This window comes from Thermoflexus sp., assembly GCF_034432235.1.
GTDB lineage: Bacteria > Chloroflexota > Anaerolineae > Thermoflexales > Thermoflexaceae > Thermoflexus.
Genome location: NZ_DAOUCJ010000094.1, coordinates 1 through 24219, shown reverse-complemented (window position 1 = coordinate 24219; position 24219 = coordinate 1). Strand labels below are relative to the sequence as shown.

The window sequence follows — 24219 nt, the reverse complement described above, 5'->3', positions numbered from 1 at the left end:
TAGTAGAATGAAATTTGTGCAGGGGTGCCACGCCTCAATAGGGGTAGGAAGACGGGATGGATCCTGGCAGGGCCTCCACGGCCCTCAAGTCTCCTGGATGCTTCAGGGATGTTCACAAACTAAAAATAGCCAGGACCGGGCGATGGAGGGGATGCCAGGCGTCCCCTTACGATGCATCCGGGAGATATGGCTTCTGTTGGGGAACGAAAGGTGGCATTCCTTCTGCCCTTCGAAGAGAGGTCCGGTAACAAGTTGGGGCATCCCTCTGGTCCCCCCAGGTGGATCCGGTCAGGGCTTATGATTGGGATCAGTTGCGGCAAGCTGGAGGATCTGCCTGCCCTCCGCGATTTCGCAGAGGTGCACAGTCTGGGTCTGGAGCTTCAGGAATTCGCCCAGCCAGAGATCCTGGATGGTGAATGGCGGGAGTTGCTTCATCGCTATCGCCAGGCCCTGGCCGGGTTTTCCGGTCCCATCTCTCTGCACGGCCCCTTTGTGGATCTGTTCAGCGGAAGCGTGGATCCGCGAATCGCGGCGGTGGCGATGGATCGCTATCGCCAGTCACTGGAGATCGCTGCCGAGCTGGGGGCATGGTTGGTGAACTTTCACCTGAATTACAATCCGCTGGTGGATGAATCCTCCTATCGCCCGCGATGGCTGGAACGGCAGGTAGGCTTCTGGGCCGCGCTGGCCTTGGAGGCCCAGGAGATGGGCATCCGGATCGCGCTGGAGAACATGTGGGAGCCCGACCCTTTCCTTCAGGTCGAGGTCATCCAGAAGGTGAACCACTTTTACGTCGGGGCGTGTCTGGATATCGGCCACGCCTATTTATATTCCCGCGTTCCGCTGCAAGCGTGGATCAACGTGCTGGAGCCCGTGTTGATCTATGCGCATCTTCATAACACAACTGGGGTTCAGGATCGACATCTTCCTCTCACCCACGGAGCGATCCCAATGGAACCGGTCCTCAGCCGGCTGGTCCGCTGCCTGAATCGCCCTATGCTGATCCTCGAGATGCCCAGTTTGGCGGAGATCCAGGAGAGTTTTCCTGTTCTGCAGCGTATTCTGCAGCGCGTGTCATGGCCGCAATGACCCGGGGAACGCTGCTGGCGGCTTTCGCTCATCCCGATGATGAAGCCTTCGGTCCGGGGGGCACCTTGGCGCTGTATGTGTCGCGGGGCTACACGGTTCACCTGATCTGCGCGACACGGGGGGAGGCCGGCTCCCTGGCGCCGGGGATGGAATCGACAGCGGATCTGGGGACCATACGGGAGATGGAGCTGCGTTGCGCCGTGGAGGCGCTGGGCCTTCATGGCCTCCATCTCCTGGGGTATCGGGACTCGGGGATGCCCGGCTCCCCCGATCAGGATCATCCGGCGGCCTTCATCCGCGCTCCCTTTGAGGAAGTTGTCCGCCGCCTGGTGGCGCTGATCCGGGAGCTTCGACCCGATGTGGTGCTGACCTTCGATCCTTATGGGGGATACGGGCACCCGGATCACATCTATATGCATCGAGCCGTGCGGGAGGCTTTCGAGCGCGCGGGCGATCCAGAAGTGTTCCCAGAACACCGGGCTCAAGGCCTCCAACCCCATCGTCCTGCGCGCCTATATTACACCACGCTCCCCATCGGGCAGCTCCGGCCGTTTCTGGTTGTTCTGCGGATCCTGGGGGTGGATCTCCGCCGCCTCGGGCGCAATCGGGATATCGATCTGGAAGCGGCGATCCGGGCCGCGCTTCCGGTGACCACCCGGATCGATGTGCGGTCGGTGCTGGATCGGAAGGAACGAGCGGCGGCCTGCCATCGGAGCCAGGGGGGTGGCTGGATGCGTCAGCTGCCCCTTCCGGCGTTTGCCCGGCGCATCCTGTGGGGCGTGGAGACCTTCCATCGGGCGATCCCTCCCTTCCGCCTGGGGGAGCCGATAGAGAGGGATCTGTTTTCTCAAAGCTGAGCTTTGAGCGATAAAAGGGACAACGGATGGAGTCTTCGCAAAGATGCCCGCTGGGGGAGGTGCCCGCCGCATCCCGCTCGATCCTCAGCGGGCTGCGGGGGCATTCACGGCGCAACCCTGTGCCCATCCCTGATTTGAGGGAAATTTCCGGATGGCTCGAACATCCGATCAAGAGCATGCTTCTCTCTGGGTGGTTTTCGACGGACCTTCGCCGGATATTCATCTGCTTCAGATCCTAAGACGCCATGGCTTCCGTGTGGAAGCCGTGACGGTGGACTCGGCGTTCTCTGCCCTTCGGGCGCGAAGATCCCAGGGAGGAGTAAAAGGGCAGGTGCCCGCGATGGTGATCATGGATCGCCTGAACGCCTCTCGAGGGATGGAGCTCTACCAGCAGCTCCAGCATCGGATGAGGATCCCGATCCTCCTGATTGTAGATCGCGAATCCGCTCCTCTTTGGGATCGTCGGGACGATGGCATCCTGGTGGCACCCTTCTCGGCTCGGCGTTTGCTGCATCGGGTGCGGGCTTTGCTTACCCATGGTCTGGAAGAGGAGGAGGATACGATTGTGGTCGGGCCGTTCCGGTTAAACACGGCTCGGCAGGTTCTGCAACGAGGAGATTCCGTTTATTGCCTCACCCCCAAGCAGTGTCGTCTGCTGGCTATCCTGATGCGCCGGGCCGGCCATGTGGTCCCACGACGGGATCTCATCCGCTGGGTTTGGGGAGCGGAGATCCCTTCCCGCAGTCGCACTCTGGATGTTCATATCCGCTGGCTCCGCCGTATCCTCGAGGAGGATCCTACCCATCCCCGTTATCTGGAAACGGTTCGTCGGGTAGGTTACCGCTTCCGTGCTCCATAGAGCAGGGCGCGCTGTCGCTCTTTCCTGAGAGGTTTTTGTGGACTGAGGCTGATCTTCCCGGATCGGCCATGGGTTGGGTGCGCAGGATCACACCAGATGATGCCCGCCATCCACGATCAGGATCGCCCCCGTGACGTAATCCGCCTCGATCAGATAGCGCACCGCGCGCACGACCTCCTCGGCCGTGCCGGCGCGCCCCATGGGCACCCGACGGATGAGACGGGCCCAGCGTTCCTCCTCCCAGTGCACCGGCTTGAGGATCGGGCCCGGGATCACCGCGTTCACCCGGATACGGGGGGCCAGGGCGAGGGCCAGAGCCCGGGTCAGGGCGACCAGGCCGGATTTGGAAACGGTGTGGGCCAGGTAATCCGGCCACGGTTTCATGGCCGAGCCGTCCGCAATGTTGACGATCCCGCCTTCTTCCATATGGCGCGCCGCAGCCTGGGCGCAGAACATCGGCGCCCGCAGGTTAAGGGCCAGGATCTCGTCCCATTGTTCTGGCGTCAGCTCGTGCCACCGTGTCACCCGCATCACCGCCGCCGCGTTCACCAGCCCGTCCAGCCGTCCGAATCGGCGAACCACGGCCTCCATCAGGGCGGGGATCTGCGAGGGATCCCGCAGGTCTGCGGGAAAAGCTTCCGCATCCACACCCATCTCCCGGATCCGGCGCACGGTCTCCGCGGCTTCTTCGGCGGCGGTGTGGAAATGAACCGCCACATGGGCGCCCGCCCGGGCCAGGCCCAGCGCGATCGCCTGGCCCAGCCGTCGCCCTGCCCCTGTCACCAGCATGACCCGTCCCCGAATCTCCATGTTCCGGTCTCCCCTGTCGTGCCGCGCTAGAAGATGGGGATGAACGATCTCCCGCTATACGAGGGGGCCGGCCCGATCATCCAGGCTCCCAGATGGAGGTCAGCGGACGGCTTCAAGGACCCAGCGAGCGGCCACCAGGTCCTGCACGGCCAGCCCCACCGATTTGAACAGGGTGATCTCCTCCGGGCTGCGGCGTCCGGGTCGACGCCCGGCTGCGATTTCCCCCAGTTCGATTAAATCCTGCTCCTGAAGGATCCCCTGCTGGATGGCCCACACGACCTCGCCCGCCTCCACCAGGGCCGCGACCCGGGAATCCACCACTACCCGTGAAGCCCGGCGGAACGTCTCTTCATCCAGCTCCCGCATCTGCAGGGTGAAGGACCCGATGGCGTTGATGTGGGTCCCCGGCCGCAGGGATCGGCCGTCGAAGACCGGAGTGGAGGAATTGGTGGCGGTGCATACGATATCCGCTTCCGCAACGGCGGCCTCCGGGGTGGGCGCGAGGGTGATATCTTCGGGAACCCCCTCCTGTCCCCGCATCTCCTCGATCCATTTCCGGGCCCGTTCGGGGGTGCGGCTGTAGACCCGGATCCGATGGATCGGGCGAACCGCGCAGACCGCGAGAAGCTGTGTGCGGGCCTGGGCCCCCGCGCCGATGAGGGCCAGGGATGTGGCATCCGGGCGGGCCAGCAGGTCCGTGGCCAGCCCCGAGGCGGCGCCCGTGCGCCATGCCGTGAGGAAGGTCCCGTCGAGCAGGGCCATCGGCGCTCCGGTTTCCGGATCCAGCATCAGCACCAGGGCGGAAATCGCAGGAAGGCCGCGTTCCGGGTTATGGGGGAAGACCGAAACCACTTTCAGGCCCAGTTCCCGGGGCGGGATGTAGCCGGGCATGATCAGGGTGATGCCATCGCGCTCGGGGATGGGGATCTGAATCCGCTGGGGGATATGGGCGCGCCCTTCGCTGAAGGCAATGAACGCCTCGCGCATCGCTTCCACCGCGCGGCGCATCGGCAGCGCCTGGCGGATCTGTTCCGCATGGATGAACGGAAGCACGGGAACCTCTCCCATCCATGGGTTATGGAGGATCGGCCCGGAGCGGCCGTCGCACCGTCTCCTGGATCGGAATGCCGCGGCGAAGCCATTCCGCCACGAAGCGCTCCGGGTCAACCGCCCGTTCAAGGGGGATCGCCCCTTTGGGGGTTTCCCCACGGGCCATCATCCCGGCCACGATGGCCGCGTGCCATCCGGTGGTCCGCTCCATCGCGGTGAAGCCGGTCTCCGGATCATAGAAGTCCATCAGTTCCAGCGTGATCTCCATCGTCTGACCCTGGTGAGTTCCCTCACAGGTCACCCGGAGCACCACCACATCTGCCGGATCCTCCGGGAACTGAAGGCGAGGCTCCACCAGCCGATGGAACACCTCGCGGGGGATCACCGGGATTCCGTCGATTTCAATCGGGTCGGTTTCCAGGAACCCCAGCTCGGCCAGCAAGCGGATCCGCTCCAGGTGACCGGGGTAGCGGACGGTTTTCTCTTCATAGGTCTCCAGGACACCCTGGAAGGTCCAGGGGCAGGTAGAGGTCCCCCCCGAGGTGACGAAGGCCTCGCAGGTGCCGACCGGCGGGGGAAAGGTGAGGGTTTCAGGCTCGGTGAGGGCCTCGACTTCCACGATACGACCCTGGCGGAGGAAGACTGCCTTCCCGGTGTATTCTGCGGTAAGGCCCGCGATGTTGAAAAACAACCGATACCCCAGGGGTCCCCTAGGGCGTTGGGGGAGGCCACCGCACCAGATCCGCACATGCCGGGGCCCATCCATCCGGCGCATGGCGTAAACCGCCAGGGTGTTCCCCAGACCGGGCATTAACCCGCAATCCGGGATGAGGGAGATCCCCGCCCCGCGGGCCGCTTCATCCAGGGTGAGGATCTCCCAGGTCGTCGGCGTGTGCCCGCCCAGGTCGCACAGAGAGGTTCGAGCCTCGATCGCCGCGCGAGCCACGAGCGGGTTGAGCCGATAAGGAACCGCGCTGATAGCGGCGTCGATGGGGCGAAGGAATTCCACCACCGCCTTCTCATCGCGCGCATCGAGGGCGATCGGGCGGACGAGGGATCGCCCGAGCAGGCGGTTCAGGCGCTGAGCCGCTTCCTCCGCCCGGACCGGATCGCGATCTGCGAGCCAGATTTCCTTCGCGTCCCCGAAGCGGGCCAGGTCGTAGGCCGCTGCGGTGCCCTGCATCCCGGTGCCGATGACCGCGTAGCGAAACATCACCGTTGATCCTCCATGGCGCTTTGACGGCTTGTGGATAGGGCATGGAATTTCAGGGGATCTGTTGAGGGGGGTTTCCCTCCAGCATGGCCTCCAGCAGCTCCAGCGCGGCTTCGACCGCGAGGGCTTTGTTCTCCTGGCGATCCGGCCCGCCCATGATCTGGTAGGTCTGGATCCCCTCCGGGCCAGCCAGAGCGATGTGTATCTCGCCCACCGGCTTGCCCTCCTCGGGGTCCGGGCCGGCGACGCCGGTGATGGCGAGGGCGAGGTCGGCCCCGAACAGCCGGCGGACCCCCGCGGCCATCTCCCGGGCGGCCTCGGCGCTGATGGCCCCAAATCGAGCCAGCGTCTCTTCCCGGACATTCAGGATGCGAACCTTGCTCTCATTTCGGTAGGCGATCACGCCCCCCAGGAAATAAGCGGAACTGCCCGGGATGCTGGTGAGGCGGTGGCCGAGCAGGCCCCCGGTGCATGACTCGGCCACCGCCAGCCGCCATCCCCGTTTTTTCAATGCCATCCCCACGCGGGCAGCTCGATCCAGCCCCTGATGGTCCATCCTGACCGTCGCTCACTGGAAGATGCTGAGGGGCAGGTAGGCGGTGACAATCCAGTTGGGCTTATCCACCACCTCGCTGATCTTCAGGTCCACCACCACGCTGGCCAGGATGTAGGCGTCCTCCCGGCTCATCCGATAAGTGTGCGCGATATGGTCGATCATGGATCGGACCGCCTTCTTCGCCGCCACCATGAGATCAGGGGCGATGCCGGTGGTGGCATAATAACCCTTCTCGTCGTATTTGGCGGTCAGCGGCCTGGGGCAAAGGAACTGGGGTTCCTCGATCGACCGCCCTTTATGAAGCTGGAAACGGAGGACTGCATACATGGGGGCCTCGATGGCGGTGACACAGACCTCGCCGTCCCCCTGGGCGGCGTGGGCATCCCCAACGGAGAACAGAGCGCCCTCCACCTGCACAGGAAGGAAAAGGCGGGCGCCTTTTGTGAGATGTCGGATATCCATGTTCCCACCGAAGGGGCCAGGAGGCATCACCGGGTGCTCGCCGGGTTCCCGCGGGGCCACTCCCATCGTGCCACAGAAGGGATCCAGGGGGATGCGGATGTCCTCACGGAAAAAGGTGTGATCTCCAGGGGATAGATCCCAGATCTTGAGATAGGGCTGTTCGAATTCCTCCGTTAGGAGCCCGAAGCCGGGGATGATCCCGGTCCACCCCCAGCCTTTCGGATGGAGATCCACAATCTCCACCTCCAGCACATCCCCCGGTTGGGCTCCCTTGATGTAGAGCGGGCCGGCCAGAGGGTAAACCCGGCTCCAATCCAGGCGAGTGAGATCTTCCGCCGTGGAGGCGGGGGTGATCTGGTTGTCTGTGACATCCCGCAGCTCATAGATCACCGTGTCTCCAGGGTCGATCTCCATGGCGGGGGGAAGGGCGTGATTCCACACATAGTGGACGCGATCCGCTGGGAACAGATGGGTTCGGGCCATGGCGCACCTCCTATGTGTCGCTTGGGATTCTTGCCTCGTTGATGTTCACACAGCGCTTGCGGCGGGGAAATCTCTTTTGGGGCTGCGCCGAAGCGACAAGTCCCGCCCTAAGATCCTCCAGGGGTCCACCGCCTCGTATTTAATTTTATAATTAATCCCCGGCTCCAGTTCGGGGAGCTGGGATGGTTCCTCCCTCTCTTTCCGTGACCCGGAGAGCTGCGAGAAGAGGGACGAGCTCGCCTTTCCGGGCTCGAGCCTCCGCTTTCCTGGATGAAATCCCACGGGTTACAGGATCGTTAAAATATATAGTGGCATCCTAAGCGCTGCTCGGGTTCCCGCTCCATGGCGGGCAGATGGGGCGCGCGTTCATCTGTCCGCCGATCGGATCCCATTGTATGATTCCCTCTACAGAGCGCCCGGCTGAAAGCCCGGCGGCAGGCCGGTTCCTGCGTCCTCCCTTCTGCGTTCCGACCATCTCATCATTGTGAAAGGAGGTGATGGACGATGTGGAGCGCTGGCTTGCTCTGGGAGCTCAGCCGGATCTGGCAGGAGGAGCGCCTTCGCGAAGCGGAGCGTGCGCGCCTGCTCCGCGAATGTGAGGCCCGGCGGCAGGCCATCCGCCGGGCATGGTGGGACCGATTGCGGCAGCGTCTCGGCTTCTCCCTGAATGGGAAACGGGGGGATTCGCAGTCCTCCGCCCTTCCCATCTGAGTGGGGGGCGGGGCTCGCCCGGCTCCCCACCCTCCCCGCGTGGATGTGAGTGGGGCTACGAGAGCCCGAACATCTCCGAAAGGAGCTCGGGGGTATAGCGGGCGATCACCTCCGAGCTCAGCGCATTGGCCCGACAGACCTCTGCGTAAAGATCGGCGCTGCGCCGCGGGCGACGGGCCTGGGTTTCCGGATCCAGCTCGATCAGGCCAAAGCGCAGCGTCCACCCCTCCGCCCACTCGAAGTTATCCACCAGGGTCCAGTGGAAGTAGCCCTTCACCGGGACGTTCTGCTGGATCGCCCGCCACATCGCGTGGAGATGGCGCACCAGGAAGCGGGGGCGCTGATCGTCATCCGCATCCGGGATTCCGTTCTCAGTGATATAGATAGGCTTCCCGAAGCGGGCGAGCCGCTTGAGCAGGCGGTAAAGGCCTTCCGGGAAGACTTCTCCATACTCTCCATCGCTGAGCTCGCCGTGGGGGTTCAGGAAGGTGCGCCCGAATAGCGTGGCTCGGGAGTGTCGATCGAAAGCGGAGAGGCGTCGGGTGTAATAATTCAGCCCGATAAAATCGCAGGTTCCTCGAAGCATAGCGATCGTGCGGAAGGAGAAGATCCCCGGTTCCCGTCCGGCCACTATGGCGTCCAGGGCCAGGCGGTTAAACATGCGGTCGTGCAGGCGGGTTACCATGCGATCCAGAGGGGAGGAAGGGCGGGCCGGCTCGAAGAGCACCATATGGTGGGCGATCCCGACCTGGGCCTCAGGCTGGATTTCGTGGATAGCGTGATAGGCCCGGGCATGGGCGTGCATGAGATGGCGGAGCACCTGGATGGAAAGTTGAAAATCCCGCTTTCCTGGAGGCCATTTCCCCTCGTTCCATCCCATGTAGGCCAGGACGTTGGGTTCGTTGATCGTGCACCAGAGGCGACAGAGGTCCTTCAAGGCGCTCACCGCCCGGCGCACATAACGCTCAAAGCGGTCGACGACGGCGGGGTTCTCCCAGCCTCCCTGCTCCGCCAGCCAGATGGGGTTGGTGAAATGGTGCAGGGTGACCATCGGCTCGATCCCTCGATCCCGAAGGGCCTGAAGCATGGCCCGGTAGCGATCGAGGGGGGTATCATCAAAGACCCCGTCGCGGGGCTCAATCCGGCTCCACTCGATGGAGAGCCGGTGGGCGTTCTGGCCCATGGCGGCCGCGCGATCGAAATCGGCTTCCGCATTGCGCCACCAGTCGCAGGCCCGGCCGGAGCGATGTCCCTCCCGGATCCGGCCCGGCTCCTGCTCCCAGAGCCACCAATCGTTGAGCGTGTTCTCCCCCTCCACCTGATGGCTGGAGGTCGCGGTCCCCCAGAGGAAGCCCGAAGGGAAATGAAAGGTGAATTCCACCATAGGCGGTCGTTTCTCCGGATGAAGCGGGTGATCCCCGCCGTTGCTTCACGATTCGCCCCAGTTAACCCAGGCCAGCCAGGCGGCCAGGAGCGCCGCGCTGATCGAGGTGGTCGGGATCAGGATCTCACCCCCTGCGGGGAGAGGCCCTCTGGCGGCAAAGGCCAGCAGCATCGCCGTGGCCACCATCCATCCTGCGGCAGAGCCGATCAGCCCGGCGAGGAAAATGCGAATCCAGCGCAGGCGGGAAGGGGGGATCATGGGCTCCTCCTCCTGGGTCCTTCCGGTGTTTTCATTTTGGACGGGTTGTTGCAGGAGCGCAAACCCGTGTCGGGAATTCGATGCAGTCCCCCGGCGGGCGATCCTCTACAATTAAAAACAGCCGGTGTGATCCAGGGGGCGGAATCTCCCCTCCTGGAAGCTCCCCGTGGGGAGCGTCCCGATTCGGCGCCGGGAGGAGGATTCCGATGGATTTCTTCCGATCCGATCGCCCACTGAATCTCGCCCACCGGGGGGCCAGCCGGATCGCTCCGGAGAACACCCTGAGGGCTTTCCGTCTGGCCCTGGAGCTGGGAGCCGATGGCTTTGAGCTGGATGTCCACCTCTCCCGGGACGGCATCCCGGTGGTCCTGCACGATGCCGACCTCCGCCGGACCACGGATGGTTCCGGCCGGGTATGGGAGAAGACGGTTGCGGAGCTGAAAGCGCTGGATGCGGGCGCATGGAAGGACCCTCGCTTCGCCGGCGAGCGGATCCCCACCCTGGATGAGGTTTTCGAGGCTTTTGGGGATCGGGCTCTTTACAACATCGAGTTAAAGGCCTTCACCCCGTGGAGTGTCAGGTGGGTTCGCGCTGTGGTGGAGCGGGTGCGCCGATATGGGCTTGCCGGGAGGGTGTTGCTCTCCTCGTTTAATCCCCTGGCCCTGCGGTGGGCCTGGCGGCTGGCGCCGGAGATCCCCCGCGGCCTTCTTATAGGCCCTGAATTGCCTCTTCCCCTGCGCCGGGCCTGGTTCGCGTTCCTGGCCCCACACCAGGCGCGCCATCTGCATGTTCGGATGATCGACGAGGAAACGGTTCGCTGGTGTCGCCGGCATGGATACGCCGTGGTCGCATGGACGGCGAACCAAGTGGAGGAGATGCGCCGGCTGATCCATCTGGGCGTGGCCGCGATCATCACCGATGAGCCCGATCGTCTCGCCCGTTTACTGGCGGAGGAATCCAGGTGAAGGATCGTTCCCTCTCGAGGGATCAATGAGGGCAGGCTTATCTTTGAGCCCGGTGGAGAGATCATGACGGAACGGGAAGGCGCGCGGGGCCTGTCATGGAGGACCGCCGATAAACAAATCGCCCCGCGGAGCCATCGCTCCCGGGGCGAGCGGAGGTGGGCCGTGCAGGACTCGAACCTGCAACCTTGGGATTAAGAGTCCCCTGCTCTGCCAGTTGAGCTAACGGCCCACTTCATTTCTAAAGTATATCGGGGGCTCGGGGCGGTGTCAAGATCCCCTGGAATGTGATCCATGGGGATGCAGGGGCTTTTGCCCCCTGCTGGGGGGCTGCGGGGAGTGTCCCCCGCCTTCTCTCTCCACCCTCTATCAGGAATCAGGATGAGTAAGATTCCCGAGAAGCCCTGAAGGTGTGCGAAGAGGGATCCGACAGGCTGTAGCGGAAGATTTGACCTTCCATGGTCAGCCTGGGGAGAGCCCGGGGGAAACGATTCTTGACATTCTGTTTGCTTCGATACAGAATAGCGTTCCCTGAATCCGGGCTCGCGCTTCGATGGGGTGAATTTCATGAGCAGGACCTGAGCAGCTGGATTCAAAGCGGAATACTCAGGGAGGTAGGAGGAAATGCCCACCCGGGAGGATGCGTGGGCGCTGGTTTGCGAGTTCACCCGGAGCGAGAACCTTCGCCGTCATATGCTGGCGGTGGAAGCGGCGATGCGGGCATATGCCCGCCACTTCGGAGAGGATGAAGAATCATGGGGGATCGTCGGTCTGCTGCACGATTTCGACTATGAGCGCTATCCTCAGGTAGCCCCGGATGGCCACCCCAATCAGGGGGCCCGGATCCTCCGGGAGCGGGGCTGGCCGGAGGATATCATCCGATCGATCCTTTCCCATGCCACGGAAGTTACCGGGGTCCCCCGCATCACCCTTCGGGATAAGGCGCTGTTCGCCGTCGATGAGCTCACCGGGCTGATCACCGCCGTGGCCCTGGTCCGGCCGGATCGTAGCCTTTACAGTGTGACGGTGGATTCGATATTTAAAAAATGGAAAGATAAACGGTTCGCCGCGGGGGTGAATCGCGCCGATATCGAGCGCGGGGCAGCGGAGCTGGGCGTTCCCCTGGATCAGCATGTGGCCATGGTGTTGCAGGCCATGCAGGGAATCGCCCCGATTCTCGGCCTGGATGGTTCCTCCCGATGACGGAAACCCGTTCTGCTGGTCCCTTCCGCCGGTGCCCTCAGTGCGGGATGCCGGTCTCCCGTCGGTCCCGCACCTGCTGGCGCTGCGGGGCTGATCTCACACGGCCTTCTGAAATCCCAGAGCCGGAGCCGGAGCCACCTGTTCCCTGGCGGTCTGCCTTGCTGGGGGCCACGCTGATCTTCCTGATCCTGGCAGGGGGAAGCTGGTGGGTCCTCCGGATGGCCCGGGCGGCGATGACTCGCCCGACACCCACGTCGACCTGGACGTCCACGCCCACTCGGACGCTCACTCCCACCTTCACGCCGACCCCTACCTGGACCCCCACGCCGATCCCTCCGCTCCAGCACCAGGTTCAGGCCGGGGAGACCCTTTTGGATATCGCCATGCGTTACGGGGTCCCGGTGGATGCGATCCGTCAGCTGAATAACCTGTCCGGGGACCTCATTGTAGTCGGGCAGGTGCTGCTGGTTCCGGTTTACACGCCCACACCGATCCTGGCGACGCCGACCTTACCACCCGGGGTCACTCCCTCTCCGACGCCGCGACCCGATAAAATCGTTCATGTGGTTCAGCCGGGGGAGACGCTGCTGGCGATCGCCCAGCAATATGGGGTCTCCCTGCAGGCGATCCAGGCGGCGAACGGGATCGCAAACCCGGAGCGGATCCAGGCGGGCCAGACCCTGGTGATCCCGCTGGCCACGCCCACCCCGGCACCGGGCCCGACTCCAACGCCGACGCCCACGCCGGAACCTACTTATCCGCCGCCGCCGTTGCTATATCCACCGGATGGGGCCCAGGTCGAAGGATCGGGACTGCCGGTGCTGCTCCAGTGGGTCTCGATTGGGCAGCTGGAGGTGGGGGAATGGTATGAGGTTCGGTTGTTCCGGGAGGATGGCGCAGAGATCGGAAAATTCCGCACGCGATCGACGGCCTGGCATGTCCCAGCGACCATGCTTCAAGCAGCGGTCAGCGAGGACCATGCCTTCCACACCTTCCGCTGGACCGTCCAGGTCGTGCGTCGGGTGGTCGAGCAGGATGGAGCGGTGCGCTTTATCCCCGCTGGTCCCGCGTCCGCGCGGACTTTCCGATGGCGTGCCGGCGAGCCGCCTCCCGCGCCCACGCGATGAGTGGCTTCTCCATTCAGCTGTGAGCTTTCTTCGCGATGGAATGTTCGTGAAAATCATTTCCCTCAGCTCCAAAGGAGAGCCCCATGCCTTTTGCGGATAAGCTCCTGACATGTGAGAAATGCGGGCGTCCCTTTGTGTTCACTGTTACCGAACAGCGGCGCATGGTGGAGGCCGGTCAGCCGCTGGTCGAGCCGACCATGTGCCCCCGATGCCGCGCCGAGGCGGCCAAACCGAAGCGGAAGCTGGAGCCTGGGCAGGTCTATGAAGGCCGGGTGAAGTGGTTCAACCCGGAGAAGGGCTACGGGTTCATCCGCTGTGAGGATGGCACGGAGATCTTCTTCCATCGGACCGGGATTGCTCGCCCCGGGCTGATCCTGGAGGCGAATCAGCCGGTGACGTTCGAGGTCGAGATCACCCCGAAGGGGCCCCAGGCCGTTCGGGTGACGCCCGTTCCCGATCCGGCGGCCTCTCTCCCGGAATCGCAACGCTCCACCCCCTCAGCAGGGTAGGAAGCAAGGGTGAGGGAATGGTCTCGATTCCCGTGGGGGCGGATGCAGAGATGTGGCCAGGGGATCGCTTGGCTTTCTCCATAAAGACCCTTCCCTGGGATGTGAAGGGGAAGGGGTGAGCGATGGATCGGGAACGCCTTTATCGAACCGAGGCCATTGTGCTCCGGGGATCAGATTTCGGGGAGGCGGATCGTCTGCTCACCCTGCTGACGCCGGAGTTTGGGAAGCTCCGGGTGCTGGCCAAGGGCGTGCGGAAGATCCGGAGCCGGAAAGCCGGACACCTGGAGCGGTTCATGCGGACGTCCCTGCTCCTGGCCCGGGGACGGGAGCTGGATGTGATCAGCCAGGCGGAGGTGATCGCCGCCCACCCTCATCTGCGTGAGGATCTGATCCGCAGCGCAATGGCCCATTATGCGGCGGAGCTGGCGGAGATCTTCGCTCCCGAGGGGGAGGAGAGCCGGGCGCTGTATCGATTGCTGGCAGACACGCTGGATCGGCTGGACATGGAAGAGGAGCTCCAGCGGATCGTCCGTTATTATGAGCTCCATCTCCTGGAGATCGCCGGGTTCCGCCCCCAGGTGGAATTCTGTGTGGGGTGCGGGGAACCCCTCCGGGAGGAACGCGGGCCCTACGGCTTCGACCCCCCACGGGGAGGCGTCCTCTGCCCCCGATGCGCCCCGCGATTCCCGGCGGCCCGTCCGCTGAGCCGTCGGGCCCTCAAGGCGATGCGCTTCGCGCTCCGAAGCCCTTACTCCGCCTTCCGGGATGCCCCTTTCAGCCCGCAGACGCTCCAGGAGATCGGGGAGCTGGTGGGCCGGCACTTCCTGGCCATCCTGGAGCGCCGACCTCGCTCTCTGGCGTTCCTCAGCGAGCTCACCCGCGCGTCCCTGGCAGGGGGCAAGCTCAGCGCGCCCGAGGATCAGCCATAGACACCCCCCTCTCCCGGCCATCCCGCGGCCGCCGGTAACGACGGGGCCTCGCCCTCCCCGTTTCACGATGAGGTTTTGCGGGATTCTTCCTCAAAGATTTAGAATGAGGAGCGCTGCTCCTTTGCGAATCGGTGCTGCAGATTTCCAGCCCGAAAAAGATTTTCTTTTACCTCTCTGTGGCCCACTGGGCCTCGAGGAGGACCATCCGGTCACCCGGATGGAAGCCGAACGGCGGATGTTCTGAGGATGAAGGAAAAGCCATGGTCGGGAGGGGAGGGCTATGGCGGCGCGAACGGTTTACATGGATCATTCGGCGACCACCCCGGTGGACCCGCGGGTGGTAGAGGCGATGCTGCCGTATTTCACGGAGATCTATGGGAACTCCGCCTCCATCCATCGCTTCGGGCGGGCGGCGGCGAAGGCGCTGGAGGAGAGCCGCCGCACCGTGGCGGCCATCCTGGGCTGTCATCCGATGGAGATCGTGTTCACCGGCTCGGGGACCGAAAGCGACAATCTGGCCCTGCGTGGGGTGGCCCTCGCACAGCGTCGGGCGGGCCGGGGGAATCACCTCATCGTCTCCTCGGTGGAGCACCATGCGGTGCTCAACACCGCCCGTCAGCTGGAGGAAGTCTTCGGCTTCGAGGTCACCTACCTGCCTGTGGATGAATACGGCATGGTGAACCCCGACGATGTGGGCCGGGCGATCCGGAAGGACACGGTGCTCATCAGCGTGATGTATGCCAACAATGAGGTGGGGACGATCCAGCCCATCGCGGAGATCGCCCGGATCGCCCGCGCCAAAGGCATCCCTTTCCATACGGATGCAGTGCAGGCAGGCGGGATGCTGGATCTGAATGTGAACCGGCTGGGGGTGGATTTGATGACCCTCTCCGCTCACAAGTTTTACGGGCCGAAAGGGGTGGGGGTCCTTTATATCCGTCAGGGGACGCCCTATCTTCCGACGATCACGGGCGGCGGGCATGAGCGAGGTCGACGGGCCGGGACCGTGAACGTGGCTGGGATCGTCGGGCTGGCCACGGCCCTGCGCCTGGCCCAGGAAAGCCGCGAGAGCGAGAACGCCCGGCTCCGGCGGCTGCGGGACCGGCTGATCCGGGGGATTCTGGAGCGGGTGCCGGACGCCCGCCTCACAGGCCATCCCACAGAGCGCCTGCCGCATCACGCGAGCTTTATCTTCAGGGGGATTAACGGGGAGGAGCTTCTGCTGGCCCTGGATGTGGAGGGGGTTGCCGCCAGCACCGGATCGGCCTGCACGAGCGGCCGGGCCGAGCCCTCCGAGGTGCTGGTGGCGATGGGCCTGCCCCACGATTGGGCCATCGGCTCCCTCCGGCTCACCCTGGGGAAGTCCAGCACCGATGAGGACATCGACTATGTTCTGGACGTCCTCCCCCGGGTCGTCGCCCGGCTGCGGGAGATGCAGGCGGTGGAGGTGGGAGAGGCGGAGCAAGCCCGGCCCGGCCATCGGGGATAAAGGGAGGGCATGATGGGTGCCGAATATCCTCTTACAACCATAACGGACATCCACTACCCGGAGGGGGATGGGCAGCCTGTGGCGGAAACCGAAATCCATCGCGATAACCTGTTTAACCTGCTGTTCATGCTGCGCCATTTTTTCGAGAACGACGCGAACGTGGTGGTTAGCGGCAACCTGTTGATTTATTACGTGGAGGGGAATCCCCGAGCGGTTGTGGCACCGGATCTCTTTGTGGTCTTTGGGATTCCGCGTCGGCCCCGGCGGGTTTATAAGGTCTGGGAAGAAGGGAAAGGGCCGGATGTCGTCATTGAGCTGACCTCCGCCTCCACCCGCTGGGAGGATCTCGGATCGAAGAAGGGCCTCTACGAGGCCCTCGGGGTGAAGGAGTATTTTCTCTTCGATCCCTTTGGGGAGTATCTGAATCCACCCTTGCAGGGCTTCCGATGGACGGAGGAGGGTTACCGTCCCATCCGGCCGCTTTCGAGCGGGCCGCTTACCCTGCGCAGCGAGCTGTTGGGGCTCGATTTGCGGGCGGAGGGGGAGTGGCTCCGATTGATCGATCCGAGCAGTGGCCGGAAACTGCCGACGCCGGATGAAGTGTGGGCGGCGTGGAAAGGAGCGGGATGACGCGTGTGGTGGTGGCGATGAGCGGCGGCGTGGATAGCAGCGTCGCCGCCGCCCTGCTGGTCGAGCAGGGCTATGAGGTGATCGGGATCATGCTGCGCCTGTGGGGCGAGGGCGAGGGAGCCGGCGCCTCGACCAATCGTTGCTGCACCCTGGAGGATATGGAGCTGGCCTATCGGGTGGCCGATCACCTCGGCATTCCTTTTTATGTTCTGAACGTCGCGGATTTCTTTAAGAAGACGGTGGTGGATTTCTTCATCGCCGAATACGTGGCCGGGCGCACGCCGAACCCATGCCTGCGCTGCAACCGGCTGGTCCGCTTCGATTGGCTGTTGCGGCGGGCGCTGGCCCTGGGGGCGGAGTATCTCGCCACCGGGCATTACGCCCGAGTCCGTGCGGTGAATGGCCGCTATCAGCTGTTGCGCGGGGTGGACCCCCGCAAGGACCAGTCCTATGTCCTGGCGGTGCTGGGGCAGGGGGAGCTGCGCCATGCCATGTTCCCGGTGGGCGGTTATACCAAGGAGGAAGTTCGGGCCCTGGCCCGGCGCTTCGGCCTCCCGGTGGCGGAGAAGCCGGAGAGCCAGGATCTCTGTTTCCTGGCGGACGGGGATTATCGGGCTTTCCTGCGACGGCATGCCCCGGAGGCCCTGCGGCCTGGTCCGATCAAGGACACCCGGGGCCGGATCCTGGGAGAGCATCAGGGGCTGGCCTTCTACACGATTGGCCAACGCCGGGGACTGGGGATCGCCGCAGGGGTTCCCCTGTATGTGGTGGACCTGGATCCGGTTGAGAACGCGGTGATTGTGGGGACGGCCGAGGAGCTGGACCGCCGATCCTGTCTTCTGGAAGGGGTCCACTTTGTGAGCGGGGAGTTCCCCTCCGCACCTTTCCGGGCCACGGTGAAGGTCCGGTATCGGGCACGGGAGATCCCGGCGTGGATCATCCCGATGCCGGATCGTCAGGCGCGGGTGGTATTGGATGAGCCCATCCGGGGCCTCACCCCGGGGCAGGCCGCCGTGATGTATGACGGCGAGGTCGTCCTGGGACTGGGGATCATTATGCGGACCGAGCGGGAGCCTCCGCCCGAGGTGAAGGAGATCCTTGCGGTTTCAGTTGCCGTTTAAGCGGGGAAGCTGGGATCGGGCGGAGCTCCCGCATCCGCCTGCAGACCCTGGAAGCAACCCATGCGGATGGCAAGAGGGCTTTCGCCCCCACGCTTCCGTCGCCGCGAAAGCCGCTCCTGCCGGACCGGATCGCTTCCATGGTCGCCACGCCGATGGGCGGTTCGAGTTTTCTGATACAAGCGGGACGGAGCGCTAAAACCCCTCCAGCCGGCTGAGATCCGCGATCCCCGTGGTGAGATCGGCCACTGCCTGGAGGAGAGCCAGGCGGTGGCGGCGGATGGCTTCCTCCTCGTGCATGACCAGCACGTCCTCAAAGAAGCGATCGATCACCGGAGCCAGACTCTCCAGCGCGGCGATCAGATCCTCCACCGGGCCATCCGGTCGCACCTGCCTTCGCGCGGTTTGCACGGCCTCCCACAAGGCGCGTTCGGCTTCTTCCCGGAAGGCGGCCGGATCCACCTCCGAAGCGGGCCGGCTTCCCTCGCTTTCAGCCTTGCGCAGGATCCGCACGCATCGGCTGTAGGACGTGAGCAGGCGAGTCCAGTCGGACCGTTGCACTGCCCGCTGCAGGCCGGCTGTGGTCTCCGCTGCCCATGCCGGATCATCCCCTCGAGCCGCCAGGACCGCCTCGATCACATCATAACGATACCCGGCTTCCTGAAGGGCGGCCCGCTGCCGGCCGATCACAAAGGATCGAACTTCCTCGAGGATTTCGGGGCTCACGGGCACCGGCTGGATGGCCGCCACGGTGGTCATCGCCCTGGAAAGGGAGAACCGCAGGCGGTGGGCGGTGAGGATCTGGATCAGGCCGGAGGCCGCCCGGCGCAGGCCGTAAGGGTCTGCGGACCCGGAGGGGGCGAGCCCCACCGCGAACAGCCCGACCAGGGAATCCAGGCGATCCGTGATCCCCAGGGCGATCCCCGGTCGGGTCTGGGGCAGGGCATCCCCTGCGAAACGGGGGAGGTAGTGCTCGAAGATCGCCACCGCCACCGCCTCCGGCTCCCCCCACCGCCGGGCGTATTCCCGCCCCATCACCCCCTGCAGCTCTGTGAACTCGATCACCATCTGGGTGGCCAGATCGGCCTTGCAAAGATGGGCGGCCCGGGCCAGAACGCGCATCTCTTCCTCATTCAGGCCCAGCAGTGCCCCGATCGAAGGCGCGAGGGCCTCCAGGCGGCGCGTTTTATCCAGCATGGAGCCGAGCTGCTCCTGGAACGTGAGGGTGGCCAGGCGAGGGAGGAAAGCCTCCAGGGGCTGGCGGGTGTCGTGCTCGTAGAAATAAGCAGCGTCGGCGAAGCGGGCCCGCAGCACCGCCTCATTGCCCTGACGCACTCGATCCAGCCCGCGCCGGCCGCCGTTGCGGACAGCGAGGAAATAGGGCAGCAGCTGGCCATTCGGGCCCAGGATCGGGAAATAGCGCTGGTGTTTGCGCATCACCGTGATCAGCACTTCCCCGGGCAGTCGCAGTGCCTCCTCATCGAAACGCCCCCGCAGCACGGTGGGGGTTTCCACCAGATTCCCCACCTCGGCCAGCAACTCAGGGTCCTCCGGCACCGTTCCCCCCACCTCCGCCGCAAGCCGCTCCAGATCCCTTCGGATCCGCGCTCGTCGTTCCTCCGGAGAGATCAGGATGCGGGCCCGGCGCATGGCGGGGAAGTAATCCGAGGCCTGCTCCAGGCGGATCGTGGGCGAGCCCCGGGGACGGGCGCCACGGGTTTCGCGGCCGCTGCAAACCCCCGCGTAGGTGAAGGGGATCACCTCACGACCGTAGAGGGCGACCAGCCAGCGGATGGGCCGGGAGAAAGCGACCCCGCTCCCGTTCCAGCGCATGCTCATCTCGAACTTCAGGCTGGCGATCAGCCGGGGGAGCAGTTCCGTTAGGACCGCCGGGGTGGGCTGACCCTCGGTGCGTCGGACCACGCCGACATAACGGCCTTCGGGGAGCTCCCGCACAGCGAGGGCCTCCACCGGGACCCCCTGGGAGCGGGCGAAGCCGAGGGCCGCCGGGGTGGGTCGGCCTTCCGCATCGAAGGCCACATGGGCGGGCGGGCCTTTCACCCATGTCTCCACAGGCCGTGTGCGGGGTTGAAGACGATGAACGTAAAGCGCCAGGCGGCGTGGCGTGCCGTGGACTTCGAGGGCTTCGTATTCCAGCCGCGCCTCCGCGAACATCGCGGGGGCGTTCTCGGAAAGCTGGGCCAGCGCCGTTTCCAGATCCCGCGCGGGGAGCTCCTCGGTTCCGATTTCCAGAAGGAGATCTTCCGCAGTCTCCACGGTCGGCGGAGCCGGCGTCGGTGCCGGGGCGGGGGCCGGAGGCGTTTTCCTCAGGAAGGGGTACCCCAGGCGCTCCCGTTGTTGCAGGTAGAGCAAGGCGACCTGGCGGGCCAGATCGCGCATGCGGGCGAAGTAGCGGGCGCGCTCGGTGACCCCAATCGCCCCCCGGGCGTCCAGCAGGTTGAACGTGTGGGAGCAGCGGAGGACGTAATCGTGGGCCGGGATCACCAGGCCGCGGGCGATGCAGGCGCGGGCCTCTGCCTCGTAATGCTGATACAGCTCGCGCAACCGCTCAATGTCGGCCAGCTCGAAGTTATAAACACAGTGCTCGATCTCCGAGGGCTTCAGGATCTCCCCGTAGGTGTGCGTTCCATCCCAGTCCAGATCCCAAACAGAGGACACGCCCTGGAGGTAGAGCGCGATGCGCTCCAGGCCGTAGGTGATCTCCACCGCCACCGGATCCAGGGGCAGGCCTCCCGCCTGCTGAAAATAGGTAAACTGGGTGATCTCCATGCCATCCAGCCAGACCTCCCATCCCAACCCCCAGGCCCCCAGGGCGGGGGACTCCCAGTTGTCTTCCACGAACCGGATGTCGTGGTGGCGGAAGTCGATCCCCAGGGCGCGCAGGCTCTCCAGATAGAGCTCCTGCGGGTTGCCGGGGTCCGGCTTCAGGATCACCTGGAATTGATGGTGCAGCTGCATGCGGTTCGGGTTCTCGGCGTAGCGGCCGTCGGCAGGGCGATAGGAGGGCTCCACGTAGGCCACGCGCCAGGGCTCGGGGCCCAGCACCCGCAACACGGTGGCCGGGTTCATCGTCCCAGCCCCCACCTTCTCGCTATAGGGCTGCCAGATCAGGCAGCCGTGTTCCGCCCAGAATTCCTGCAGCCGGAGGATGATCTCCTGAAACGATAGAGGACGTCGTGGCGCCATTGCCTTTCCCTCAGAAAAGGATGTGGGCGCGCCCGGCGCGCCCACATCCCAATTATCGCATAGGGCCGGAGGATGGGGACACGGGATCAGGGATGCTCCCCGAACTCCCGCCGGAGTTGTTCCGCCGCCTGGCGGATGGCCTGAAGCTTGCGGAAGGCCACCTCCGGAGTGGCCACCGGGCGCTCCGCAAAGGTCCCGAAGCCACAATCCGGGTTCAGGAAGATCTGTGAGGGCTCGAAGTAGTTCAGGGCCGCCTTCACCCGGGCGATGATGAACTCGGGAGATTCCACCTCCGCTGTGCGCGGGTTGACGACACCTAAGCCCAGCTCGCGCTTCTGCCGGCACTCCCGGAAAACCTCCAGGTCGCCGGCCCGCGGGGTGGCGAACTCCAGCACCCATTGCTGCACCCGCATGGCCTCCAGGGTGCCCAGCAGCGGCCGGTAATCCCCGGTGAGCAGCGCCTCCTCCCGCGTGGTCCAGTTCCCCCGACAGATGTGAACGCCGATCCGGACCCCTTCCACGCCCAGGACGACACGGTTGATCAGCTGGGCGGCCCAGGCCAGTTCCATCTGGGGATCCTCCGCCGCGGCTGAAAGGGAGGCGCACATGAAAGTGCGGCTGTGGACCGGCGGCTGGAACACCACCTCGGTCAGCACCGGCTCGTCCAGCTGGATGAAATCGGCCCCGGCGTCCCGCAGGCGCAGGATCTCCTCCCGCAGGATCGCCACCACATCCTGAGCCAGGTCCTCTCGGGTGGGATACACCCGATCCGAGAGGCCCTGCACCCACATGGTGCGGGTGAGCAGGTAAGGCCCCGGGAGCGGGATCTTGACCGGCCGGTCCGTGTGCCGGCGCAGGAACTCCAGCTCGTCCAGGGCCAGCGGCATCTTCGGGCGGATCTTATCCACGGCCACCGGGGTCTTGATGGCGTAGGCCGGCACATCCAGCTGGCGGAGGATCTGCTCGAAGAAGGACTTGTCCTCCGCGTAGTCATACATCTCGGCTACGCTCATCATGCGGACCCCTTCGAGCTTCTCGACGACGAAGGAATAGAAGTTATCCCGGCGCTGCTCGCCGTCGCTGACGATCTCCACGCCGGCCTCGATCTGGGCATGGAGGGCCTCCAGGACGGCCCGATCCGCGATCTCCTGGAATTCTTTGTAAGAGATCTGGCCCGCGTGGCGCTTCCGCAGGGCTTCCAGCAGCCACGGGGGCCGTGGCCAGCTCCCCACTACGGTCACCGGAAAGAGAGGCAATCCGTTGCGCGCCATCGTTCCCTCCATCGAGCAGATCAGGATAGCTGATCGGGGCCCGAAGGCCCCGGTTTTCCGCCTCAGCAAGGCATCCCGCCCCGGGATCCCGAAGGGCCTTCTTCCGATTCAGGCGAATACCGGAACCACCATCCGGAGACCGTGGCGATCTCCGTCCGCAGGGCAACGGGACGCGCAAAGGTGTTCCCGACTGGCGAGGTGGCAACTGTTTCTTCCCACAGGGCCTGGAGGGTTTCCTCGTCAGCGTCTGCATCCACGTAGGCCTTGACGATCACCTCCCGGTAGCCGGGATGTCCCTCCCCTTCGAATCCCAGGAAGCGGAGCAGGTTGTCAATCCGGCCTTCCAGGGCGACCTCCAGGTTCCTCACGGCGATGCCGCGGCGGGTGGCATGGAAGATGAAGCCCAGCCCCAGGCAGGCGCCCAGGGCGCCCAGGGCATATTCCAAGGCGCTCAGGCCGGCTTCCCGCCCCGAACGGTCTACGGACTCATCGACCGTGAAGGACTGGTTGCGGATGTAAACCCGACCCCGCAGTCCTTCCTCCCAGCGGAAGCGCGCCCAGCGCTGGGGCTGAACGGCCTCGGGGTGGGTCCGGGCCTCTTCGAGCAGCTGCCGTAGCGTTTCCACGTCCACACCGTTCAGCACAGTGGCCATGCCGGTTGCCTCCGATAGCATTGGATGGGACTGGGAAAGAACCTCTGGATTCAGGCGGCCGCCGCCCGGCGGAGCTCCGGCCGCAGGTTCACCGACCGGGCCAGGGTGTTGCCCACCGGGGAGGTCCGGACGGTCTCCTCCCACACGGATTGAAGGGTCTCCTCATCCGCATCGGCGTCCACATAGGCCTTCACCGCGATCTCCCGATAGCCGGGATGCCCTTCGGAGCTCAGGCCCAGAAAGGTCAGGATGTTGTCGATCTCCCCCTCCAGGGCGATCTCCAGGTTGCGGATGGGAATCCCTCGTTTGGTGGCATTCAGAACGAAGCCCACGGTGAGGCAGGCTCCCAGGGCACCCAGCACATATTCTACGGCGTTGGGAGCCTCATCCTGACCCACCAGGTCGGCAGGCTCGTCGATCACAAAGGAGTGATTGCGAATATATGCGCGTCCCTTGAACCCGCCCAGCCAACGCACCCGCGCCGCCCAGCGATTGAGCGCGCGAGCGGCCTCCGGATCCGCTCCCACCTGAGCCGACAGTTGCTGCAGCTGTTCCACATCCAGGCCGTTCAGTATCGCTCCCATGGGAACCTCCTCCTGGAAACGGAGTTTTGGGTTGCTGGATAAAGGGGGATGAGAAAAGATCGATGATCTGATCGGCAGGCGGAGGGACGCGGGGGTCGGAAGGGGAAAGGCCGGCCGGTCCGGGGATCGGTGGGATCAACCCCCCTCTGACCCCCGCGGCGGACACCTGCAGTTCGAAGGCAGAATCCCGAGCGAATAGATCCCCGGCATGCCTGTCCCCTCCAGATAACGGGGCGTTCCGACCGGCGATGTGTAATCATTATACTACATACTACGAGGAAGCCTTTCCCCTGGCAATTTGGATGGTGCGGCAGGGCTTTTCCGCTGGCCTCAGGGTTCCTGCTGTTCGCTGCCCATGCGGGGGCAAGACGCCTTCTTCCCAGCGCTCACCGTTCGTTCTCTTTCCAAACGCTCATCCGTTATAATCTCCCTGAAGGGAGAGATCCATGCCCAGGAAGGTTGGGCGCCTGTCTTCGGGATGGGAGGATCGGATGGGGATCCGGCTGGACCTGCTGCATCGGGTGACGGATGAGGAGCTGCGGGAGCTGTCGGAGCGGAACCCGGGGTATCAATTCGAGCGCACCGCGGACGGGAGGCTGATCGTGACCCCGACGGGCGGAGAGAGCGGACGGCGCAGCGCGGAGGTGCTCTACCAGCTGGAGCGCTGGAACCGGTCCCATCGCCGGGGGGTGGTGTTTGATTCCTCGACGGGTTTTCGGCTTCCGGACGGCTCGCTGTTTTCCCCGGATGCTTCGTGGGTATCGCGGGAGCGGTGGGAGAGGTTGCGCCCGGAGGAGCGGGAGGG

At 64.7% G+C, this 24219-nt stretch carries 24 protein-coding genes and 1 tRNA gene; 13 read left to right on the top strand and 12 right to left on the bottom strand.

Annotated elements, in window-relative coordinates; translation table 11 throughout:
- Positions 1-297 precede the first annotated feature (297 nt).
- The 3 genes from VAE54_RS11655 (at position 298) to VAE54_RS11645 (ending at position 2805) form a co-directional block, all read left to right on the top strand.
- Positions 298-1089: a sugar phosphate isomerase/epimerase family protein gene (locus VAE54_RS11655; RefSeq protein WP_322802138.1), complete on the top strand. Its 792-nt coding sequence runs from the start codon at positions 298-300 to the stop codon at positions 1087-1089.
- Positions 1077-1946 carry a PIG-L deacetylase family protein gene (locus VAE54_RS11650; protein WP_322802137.1) on the top strand — a complete coding sequence of 290 codons (870 nt, stop codon included), beginning with the start codon at positions 1077-1079 and terminating at the stop codon, positions 1944-1946. Before VAE54_RS11655 ends, VAE54_RS11650 begins: the two co-directional genes overlap by 13 nt.
- 151 nt (positions 1947-2097) lie before the next feature.
- Positions 2098-2805, top strand: coding sequence for a response regulator transcription factor (locus VAE54_RS11645; RefSeq protein ID WP_322802136.1), 708 nt, complete (start codon positions 2098-2100; stop codon positions 2803-2805).
- Between the two features lie 87 nt (positions 2806-2892).
- Here the strand turns inward: VAE54_RS11645 and VAE54_RS11640 are convergent, their stop codons facing one another.
- The 5 genes from VAE54_RS11640 to VAE54_RS11620 all read right to left on the bottom strand — a co-directional run bounded on the left by VAE54_RS11640 (position 2893) and on the right by VAE54_RS11620 (position 7379).
- Positions 2893-3615 (bottom strand): SDR family NAD(P)-dependent oxidoreductase, encoded by a 723-nt coding sequence (locus VAE54_RS11640; protein ID WP_322802135.1) that lies wholly within the window; start codon positions 3613-3615, stop codon positions 2893-2895.
- A gap of 99 nt (positions 3616-3714) precedes the next feature.
- The gene (locus VAE54_RS11635; protein WP_322802134.1) at positions 3715-4668 is read right to left on the bottom strand and encodes an NAD(P)-binding domain-containing protein; all 954 of its coding nucleotides are present in this window, start codon (positions 4666-4668) and stop codon (positions 3715-3717) included.
- A gap of 22 nt (positions 4669-4690) precedes the next feature.
- Entirely contained in the window at positions 4691-5878 is a 1188-nt protein-coding gene (locus VAE54_RS11630) for a saccharopine dehydrogenase family protein (RefSeq protein ID WP_322802133.1), read from the bottom strand.
- Positions 5879-5930: 52 nt separating this feature from the next.
- Positions 5931-6434 carry a CinA family protein gene (locus VAE54_RS11625; protein WP_322802132.1) on the bottom strand — a complete coding sequence of 168 codons (504 nt, stop codon included), beginning with the start codon at positions 6432-6434 and terminating at the stop codon, positions 5931-5933.
- Positions 6435-6446: 12 nt separating this feature from the next.
- Positions 6447-7379: an acetamidase/formamidase family protein gene (locus tag VAE54_RS11620; protein ID WP_322802131.1), complete on the bottom strand. Its 933-nt coding sequence runs from the start codon at positions 7377-7379 to the stop codon at positions 6447-6449.
- Between the two features lie 504 nt (positions 7380-7883).
- On the opposite strand from VAE54_RS11620, the gene VAE54_RS11615 reads away from it, so the two are divergent.
- Entirely contained in the window at positions 7884-8090 is a 207-nt protein-coding gene (locus VAE54_RS11615) for a hypothetical protein (RefSeq protein WP_322802130.1), read from the top strand.
- 55 nt (positions 8091-8145) lie between these two features.
- On the opposite strand, the gene VAE54_RS11610 is transcribed toward VAE54_RS11615, so the two are convergent.
- Both VAE54_RS11610 and VAE54_RS11605 read right to left on the bottom strand, forming a co-directional pair.
- Positions 8146-9474 (bottom strand): glycoside hydrolase family 1 protein, encoded by a 1329-nt coding sequence (locus tag VAE54_RS11610; protein ID WP_322802129.1) that lies wholly within the window; start codon positions 9472-9474, stop codon positions 8146-8148.
- Positions 9475-9519: 45 nt separating this feature from the next.
- Entirely contained in the window at positions 9520-9732 is a 213-nt protein-coding gene (locus VAE54_RS11605; protein ID WP_322802128.1) for a hypothetical protein, read from the bottom strand.
- Positions 9733-9938: 206 nt separating this feature from the next.
- On the opposite strand from VAE54_RS11605, the gene VAE54_RS11600 reads away from it, so the two are divergent.
- Positions 9939-10697, top strand: a complete 759-nt coding sequence (locus VAE54_RS11600) for a glycerophosphodiester phosphodiesterase (RefSeq protein WP_322802127.1) — start codon at positions 9939-9941, stop codon at positions 10695-10697.
- A 156-nt stretch (positions 10698-10853) separates the two neighbouring features.
- Here VAE54_RS11600 and VAE54_RS11595 read toward each other — a convergent pair.
- Positions 10854-10926: transfer RNA gene (locus tag VAE54_RS11595), tRNA-Lys, on the bottom strand.
- A gap of 392 nt (positions 10927-11318) precedes the next feature.
- Here VAE54_RS11595 and VAE54_RS11590 point away from each other — a divergent pair.
- From VAE54_RS11590 to mnmA, 7 genes are all read left to right on the top strand, one after another.
- Entirely contained in the window at positions 11319-11897 is a 579-nt protein-coding gene (locus VAE54_RS11590; protein ID WP_322802126.1) for an HDIG domain-containing metalloprotein, read from the top strand.
- Entirely contained in the window at positions 11894-13024 is a 1131-nt protein-coding gene (locus tag VAE54_RS11585; protein ID WP_322802125.1) for a LysM peptidoglycan-binding domain-containing protein, read from the top strand. Before VAE54_RS11590 ends, VAE54_RS11585 begins: the two co-directional genes overlap by 4 nt.
- Positions 13025-13107: 83 nt before the next feature.
- Positions 13108-13533: a cold shock domain-containing protein gene (locus VAE54_RS11580; RefSeq protein WP_322802124.1), complete on the top strand. Its 426-nt coding sequence runs from the start codon at positions 13108-13110 to the stop codon at positions 13531-13533.
- 122 nt (positions 13534-13655) lie between these two features.
- Positions 13656-14462 carry a DNA repair protein RecO gene (gene recO, locus VAE54_RS11575; protein WP_322802123.1) on the top strand — a complete coding sequence of 269 codons (807 nt, stop codon included), beginning with the start codon at positions 13656-13658 and terminating at the stop codon, positions 14460-14462.
- Positions 14463-14742: 280 nt separating this feature from the next.
- Complete coding sequence (locus VAE54_RS11570) at positions 14743-15951, top strand: cysteine desulfurase family protein (protein WP_322802122.1); 1209 nt, start codon at positions 14743-14745, stop codon at positions 15949-15951.
- Between the two features lie 9 nt (positions 15952-15960).
- Positions 15961-16581 carry a Uma2 family endonuclease gene (locus VAE54_RS11565; RefSeq protein WP_322802121.1) on the top strand — a complete coding sequence of 207 codons (621 nt, stop codon included), beginning with the start codon at positions 15961-15963 and terminating at the stop codon, positions 16579-16581.
- Entirely contained in the window at positions 16578-17702 is a 1125-nt protein-coding gene (gene mnmA / locus VAE54_RS11560) for a tRNA 2-thiouridine(34) synthase MnmA (protein WP_322802120.1), read from the top strand. Before VAE54_RS11565 ends, mnmA begins: the two co-directional genes overlap by 4 nt.
- A gap of 192 nt (positions 17703-17894) precedes the next feature.
- Here the strand turns inward: mnmA and glyS are convergent, their stop codons facing one another.
- From glyS to VAE54_RS11540, 4 genes are all read right to left on the bottom strand, one after another.
- On the bottom strand, positions 17895-20906 hold the full coding sequence (gene glyS / locus VAE54_RS11555) for a glycine--tRNA ligase subunit beta (protein WP_322802119.1): 3012 nt from the start codon (positions 20904-20906) through the stop codon (positions 17895-17897).
- A gap of 86 nt (positions 20907-20992) precedes the next feature.
- Positions 20993-22177 carry a cobalamin-independent methionine synthase II family protein gene (locus tag VAE54_RS11550; RefSeq protein ID WP_322802118.1) on the bottom strand — a complete coding sequence of 395 codons (1185 nt, stop codon included), beginning with the start codon at positions 22175-22177 and terminating at the stop codon, positions 20993-20995.
- Between the two features lie 62 nt (positions 22178-22239).
- A complete protein-coding gene (locus VAE54_RS11545) occupies positions 22240-22830 on the bottom strand; it encodes an OsmC family protein (protein ID WP_322802117.1) in 591 nt (196 codons plus the stop codon).
- Positions 22831-22880: 50 nt separating this feature from the next.
- Complete coding sequence (locus VAE54_RS11540; protein WP_322802116.1) at positions 22881-23414, bottom strand: OsmC family protein; 534 nt, start codon at positions 23412-23414, stop codon at positions 22881-22883.
- A 491-nt stretch (positions 23415-23905) separates the two neighbouring features.
- Between VAE54_RS11540 and VAE54_RS11535 the strand changes: the two genes are divergently transcribed.
- Positions 23906-24219, top strand: a 314-nt coding sequence (locus VAE54_RS11535) for a Uma2 family endonuclease (protein ID WP_322802115.1), incomplete at its 3' end; no start/stop codon positions are given.

What these genes read in the sequence shown, in the direction of transcription:
- VAE54_RS11550 (WP_322802118.1), bottom strand. Translation starts at nt 22,177, where the DNA reads ATGGCGCGCAACGGATTGCCTCTCTTTCCGGTGACCGTAGTGGGGAGC.
- VAE54_RS11570 (WP_322802122.1), top strand. Translation starts at nt 14,743, where the DNA reads ATGGCGGCGCGAACGGTTTACATGGATCATTCGGCGACCACCCCGGTG.
- mnmA (WP_322802120.1), top strand. Translation starts at nt 16,578, where the DNA reads ATGACGCGTGTGGTGGTGGCGATGAGCGGCGGCGTGGATAGCAGCGTC.
- VAE54_RS11580 (WP_322802124.1), top strand. Translation starts at nt 13,108, where the DNA reads ATGCCTTTTGCGGATAAGCTCCTGACATGTGAGAAATGCGGGCGTCCC.
- VAE54_RS11655 (WP_322802138.1), top strand. Translation starts at nt 298, where the DNA reads ATGATTGGGATCAGTTGCGGCAAGCTGGAGGATCTGCCTGCCCTCCGC.
- VAE54_RS11605 (WP_322802128.1), bottom strand. Translation starts at nt 9,732, where the DNA reads ATGATCCCCCCTTCCCGCCTGCGCTGGATTCGCATTTTCCTCGCCGGG.
- VAE54_RS11600 (WP_322802127.1), top strand. Translation starts at nt 9,939, where the DNA reads ATGGATTTCTTCCGATCCGATCGCCCACTGAATCTCGCCCACCGGGGG.
- VAE54_RS11545 (WP_322802117.1), bottom strand. Translation starts at nt 22,830, where the DNA reads ATGGCCACTGTGCTGAACGGTGTGGACGTGGAAACGCTACGGCAGCTG.
- recO (WP_322802123.1), top strand. Translation starts at nt 13,656, where the DNA reads ATGGATCGGGAACGCCTTTATCGAACCGAGGCCATTGTGCTCCGGGGA.
- VAE54_RS11645 (WP_322802136.1), top strand. Translation starts at nt 2,098, where the DNA reads ATGGCTCGAACATCCGATCAAGAGCATGCTTCTCTCTGGGTGGTTTTC.
- VAE54_RS11615 (WP_322802130.1), top strand. Translation starts at nt 7,884, where the DNA reads ATGTGGAGCGCTGGCTTGCTCTGGGAGCTCAGCCGGATCTGGCAGGAG.
- VAE54_RS11630 (WP_322802133.1), bottom strand. Translation starts at nt 5,878, where the DNA reads ATGTTTCGCTACGCGGTCATCGGCACCGGGATGCAGGGCACCGCAGCG.
- VAE54_RS11585 (WP_322802125.1), top strand. Translation starts at nt 11,894, where the DNA reads ATGACGGAAACCCGTTCTGCTGGTCCCTTCCGCCGGTGCCCTCAGTGC.
- VAE54_RS11650 (WP_322802137.1), top strand. Translation starts at nt 1,077, where the DNA reads ATGGCCGCAATGACCCGGGGAACGCTGCTGGCGGCTTTCGCTCATCCC.
- VAE54_RS11590 (WP_322802126.1), top strand. Translation starts at nt 11,319, where the DNA reads ATGCCCACCCGGGAGGATGCGTGGGCGCTGGTTTGCGAGTTCACCCGG.
- VAE54_RS11625 (WP_322802132.1), bottom strand. Translation starts at nt 6,434, where the DNA reads ATGGACCATCAGGGGCTGGATCGAGCTGCCCGCGTGGGGATGGCATTG.
- VAE54_RS11620 (WP_322802131.1), bottom strand. Translation starts at nt 7,379, where the DNA reads ATGGCCCGAACCCATCTGTTCCCAGCGGATCGCGTCCACTATGTGTGG.
- VAE54_RS11610 (WP_322802129.1), bottom strand. Translation starts at nt 9,474, where the DNA reads ATGGTGGAATTCACCTTTCATTTCCCTTCGGGCTTCCTCTGGGGGACC.
- VAE54_RS11540 (WP_322802116.1), bottom strand. Translation starts at nt 23,414, where the DNA reads ATGGGAGCGATACTGAACGGCCTGGATGTGGAACAGCTGCAGCAACTG.
- VAE54_RS11640 (WP_322802135.1), bottom strand. Translation starts at nt 3,615, where the DNA reads ATGGAGATTCGGGGACGGGTCATGCTGGTGACAGGGGCAGGGCGACGG.
- glyS (WP_322802119.1), bottom strand. Translation starts at nt 20,906, where the DNA reads ATGGCGCCACGACGTCCTCTATCGTTTCAGGAGATCATCCTCCGGCTG.
- VAE54_RS11565 (WP_322802121.1), top strand. Translation starts at nt 15,961, where the DNA reads ATGATGGGTGCCGAATATCCTCTTACAACCATAACGGACATCCACTAC.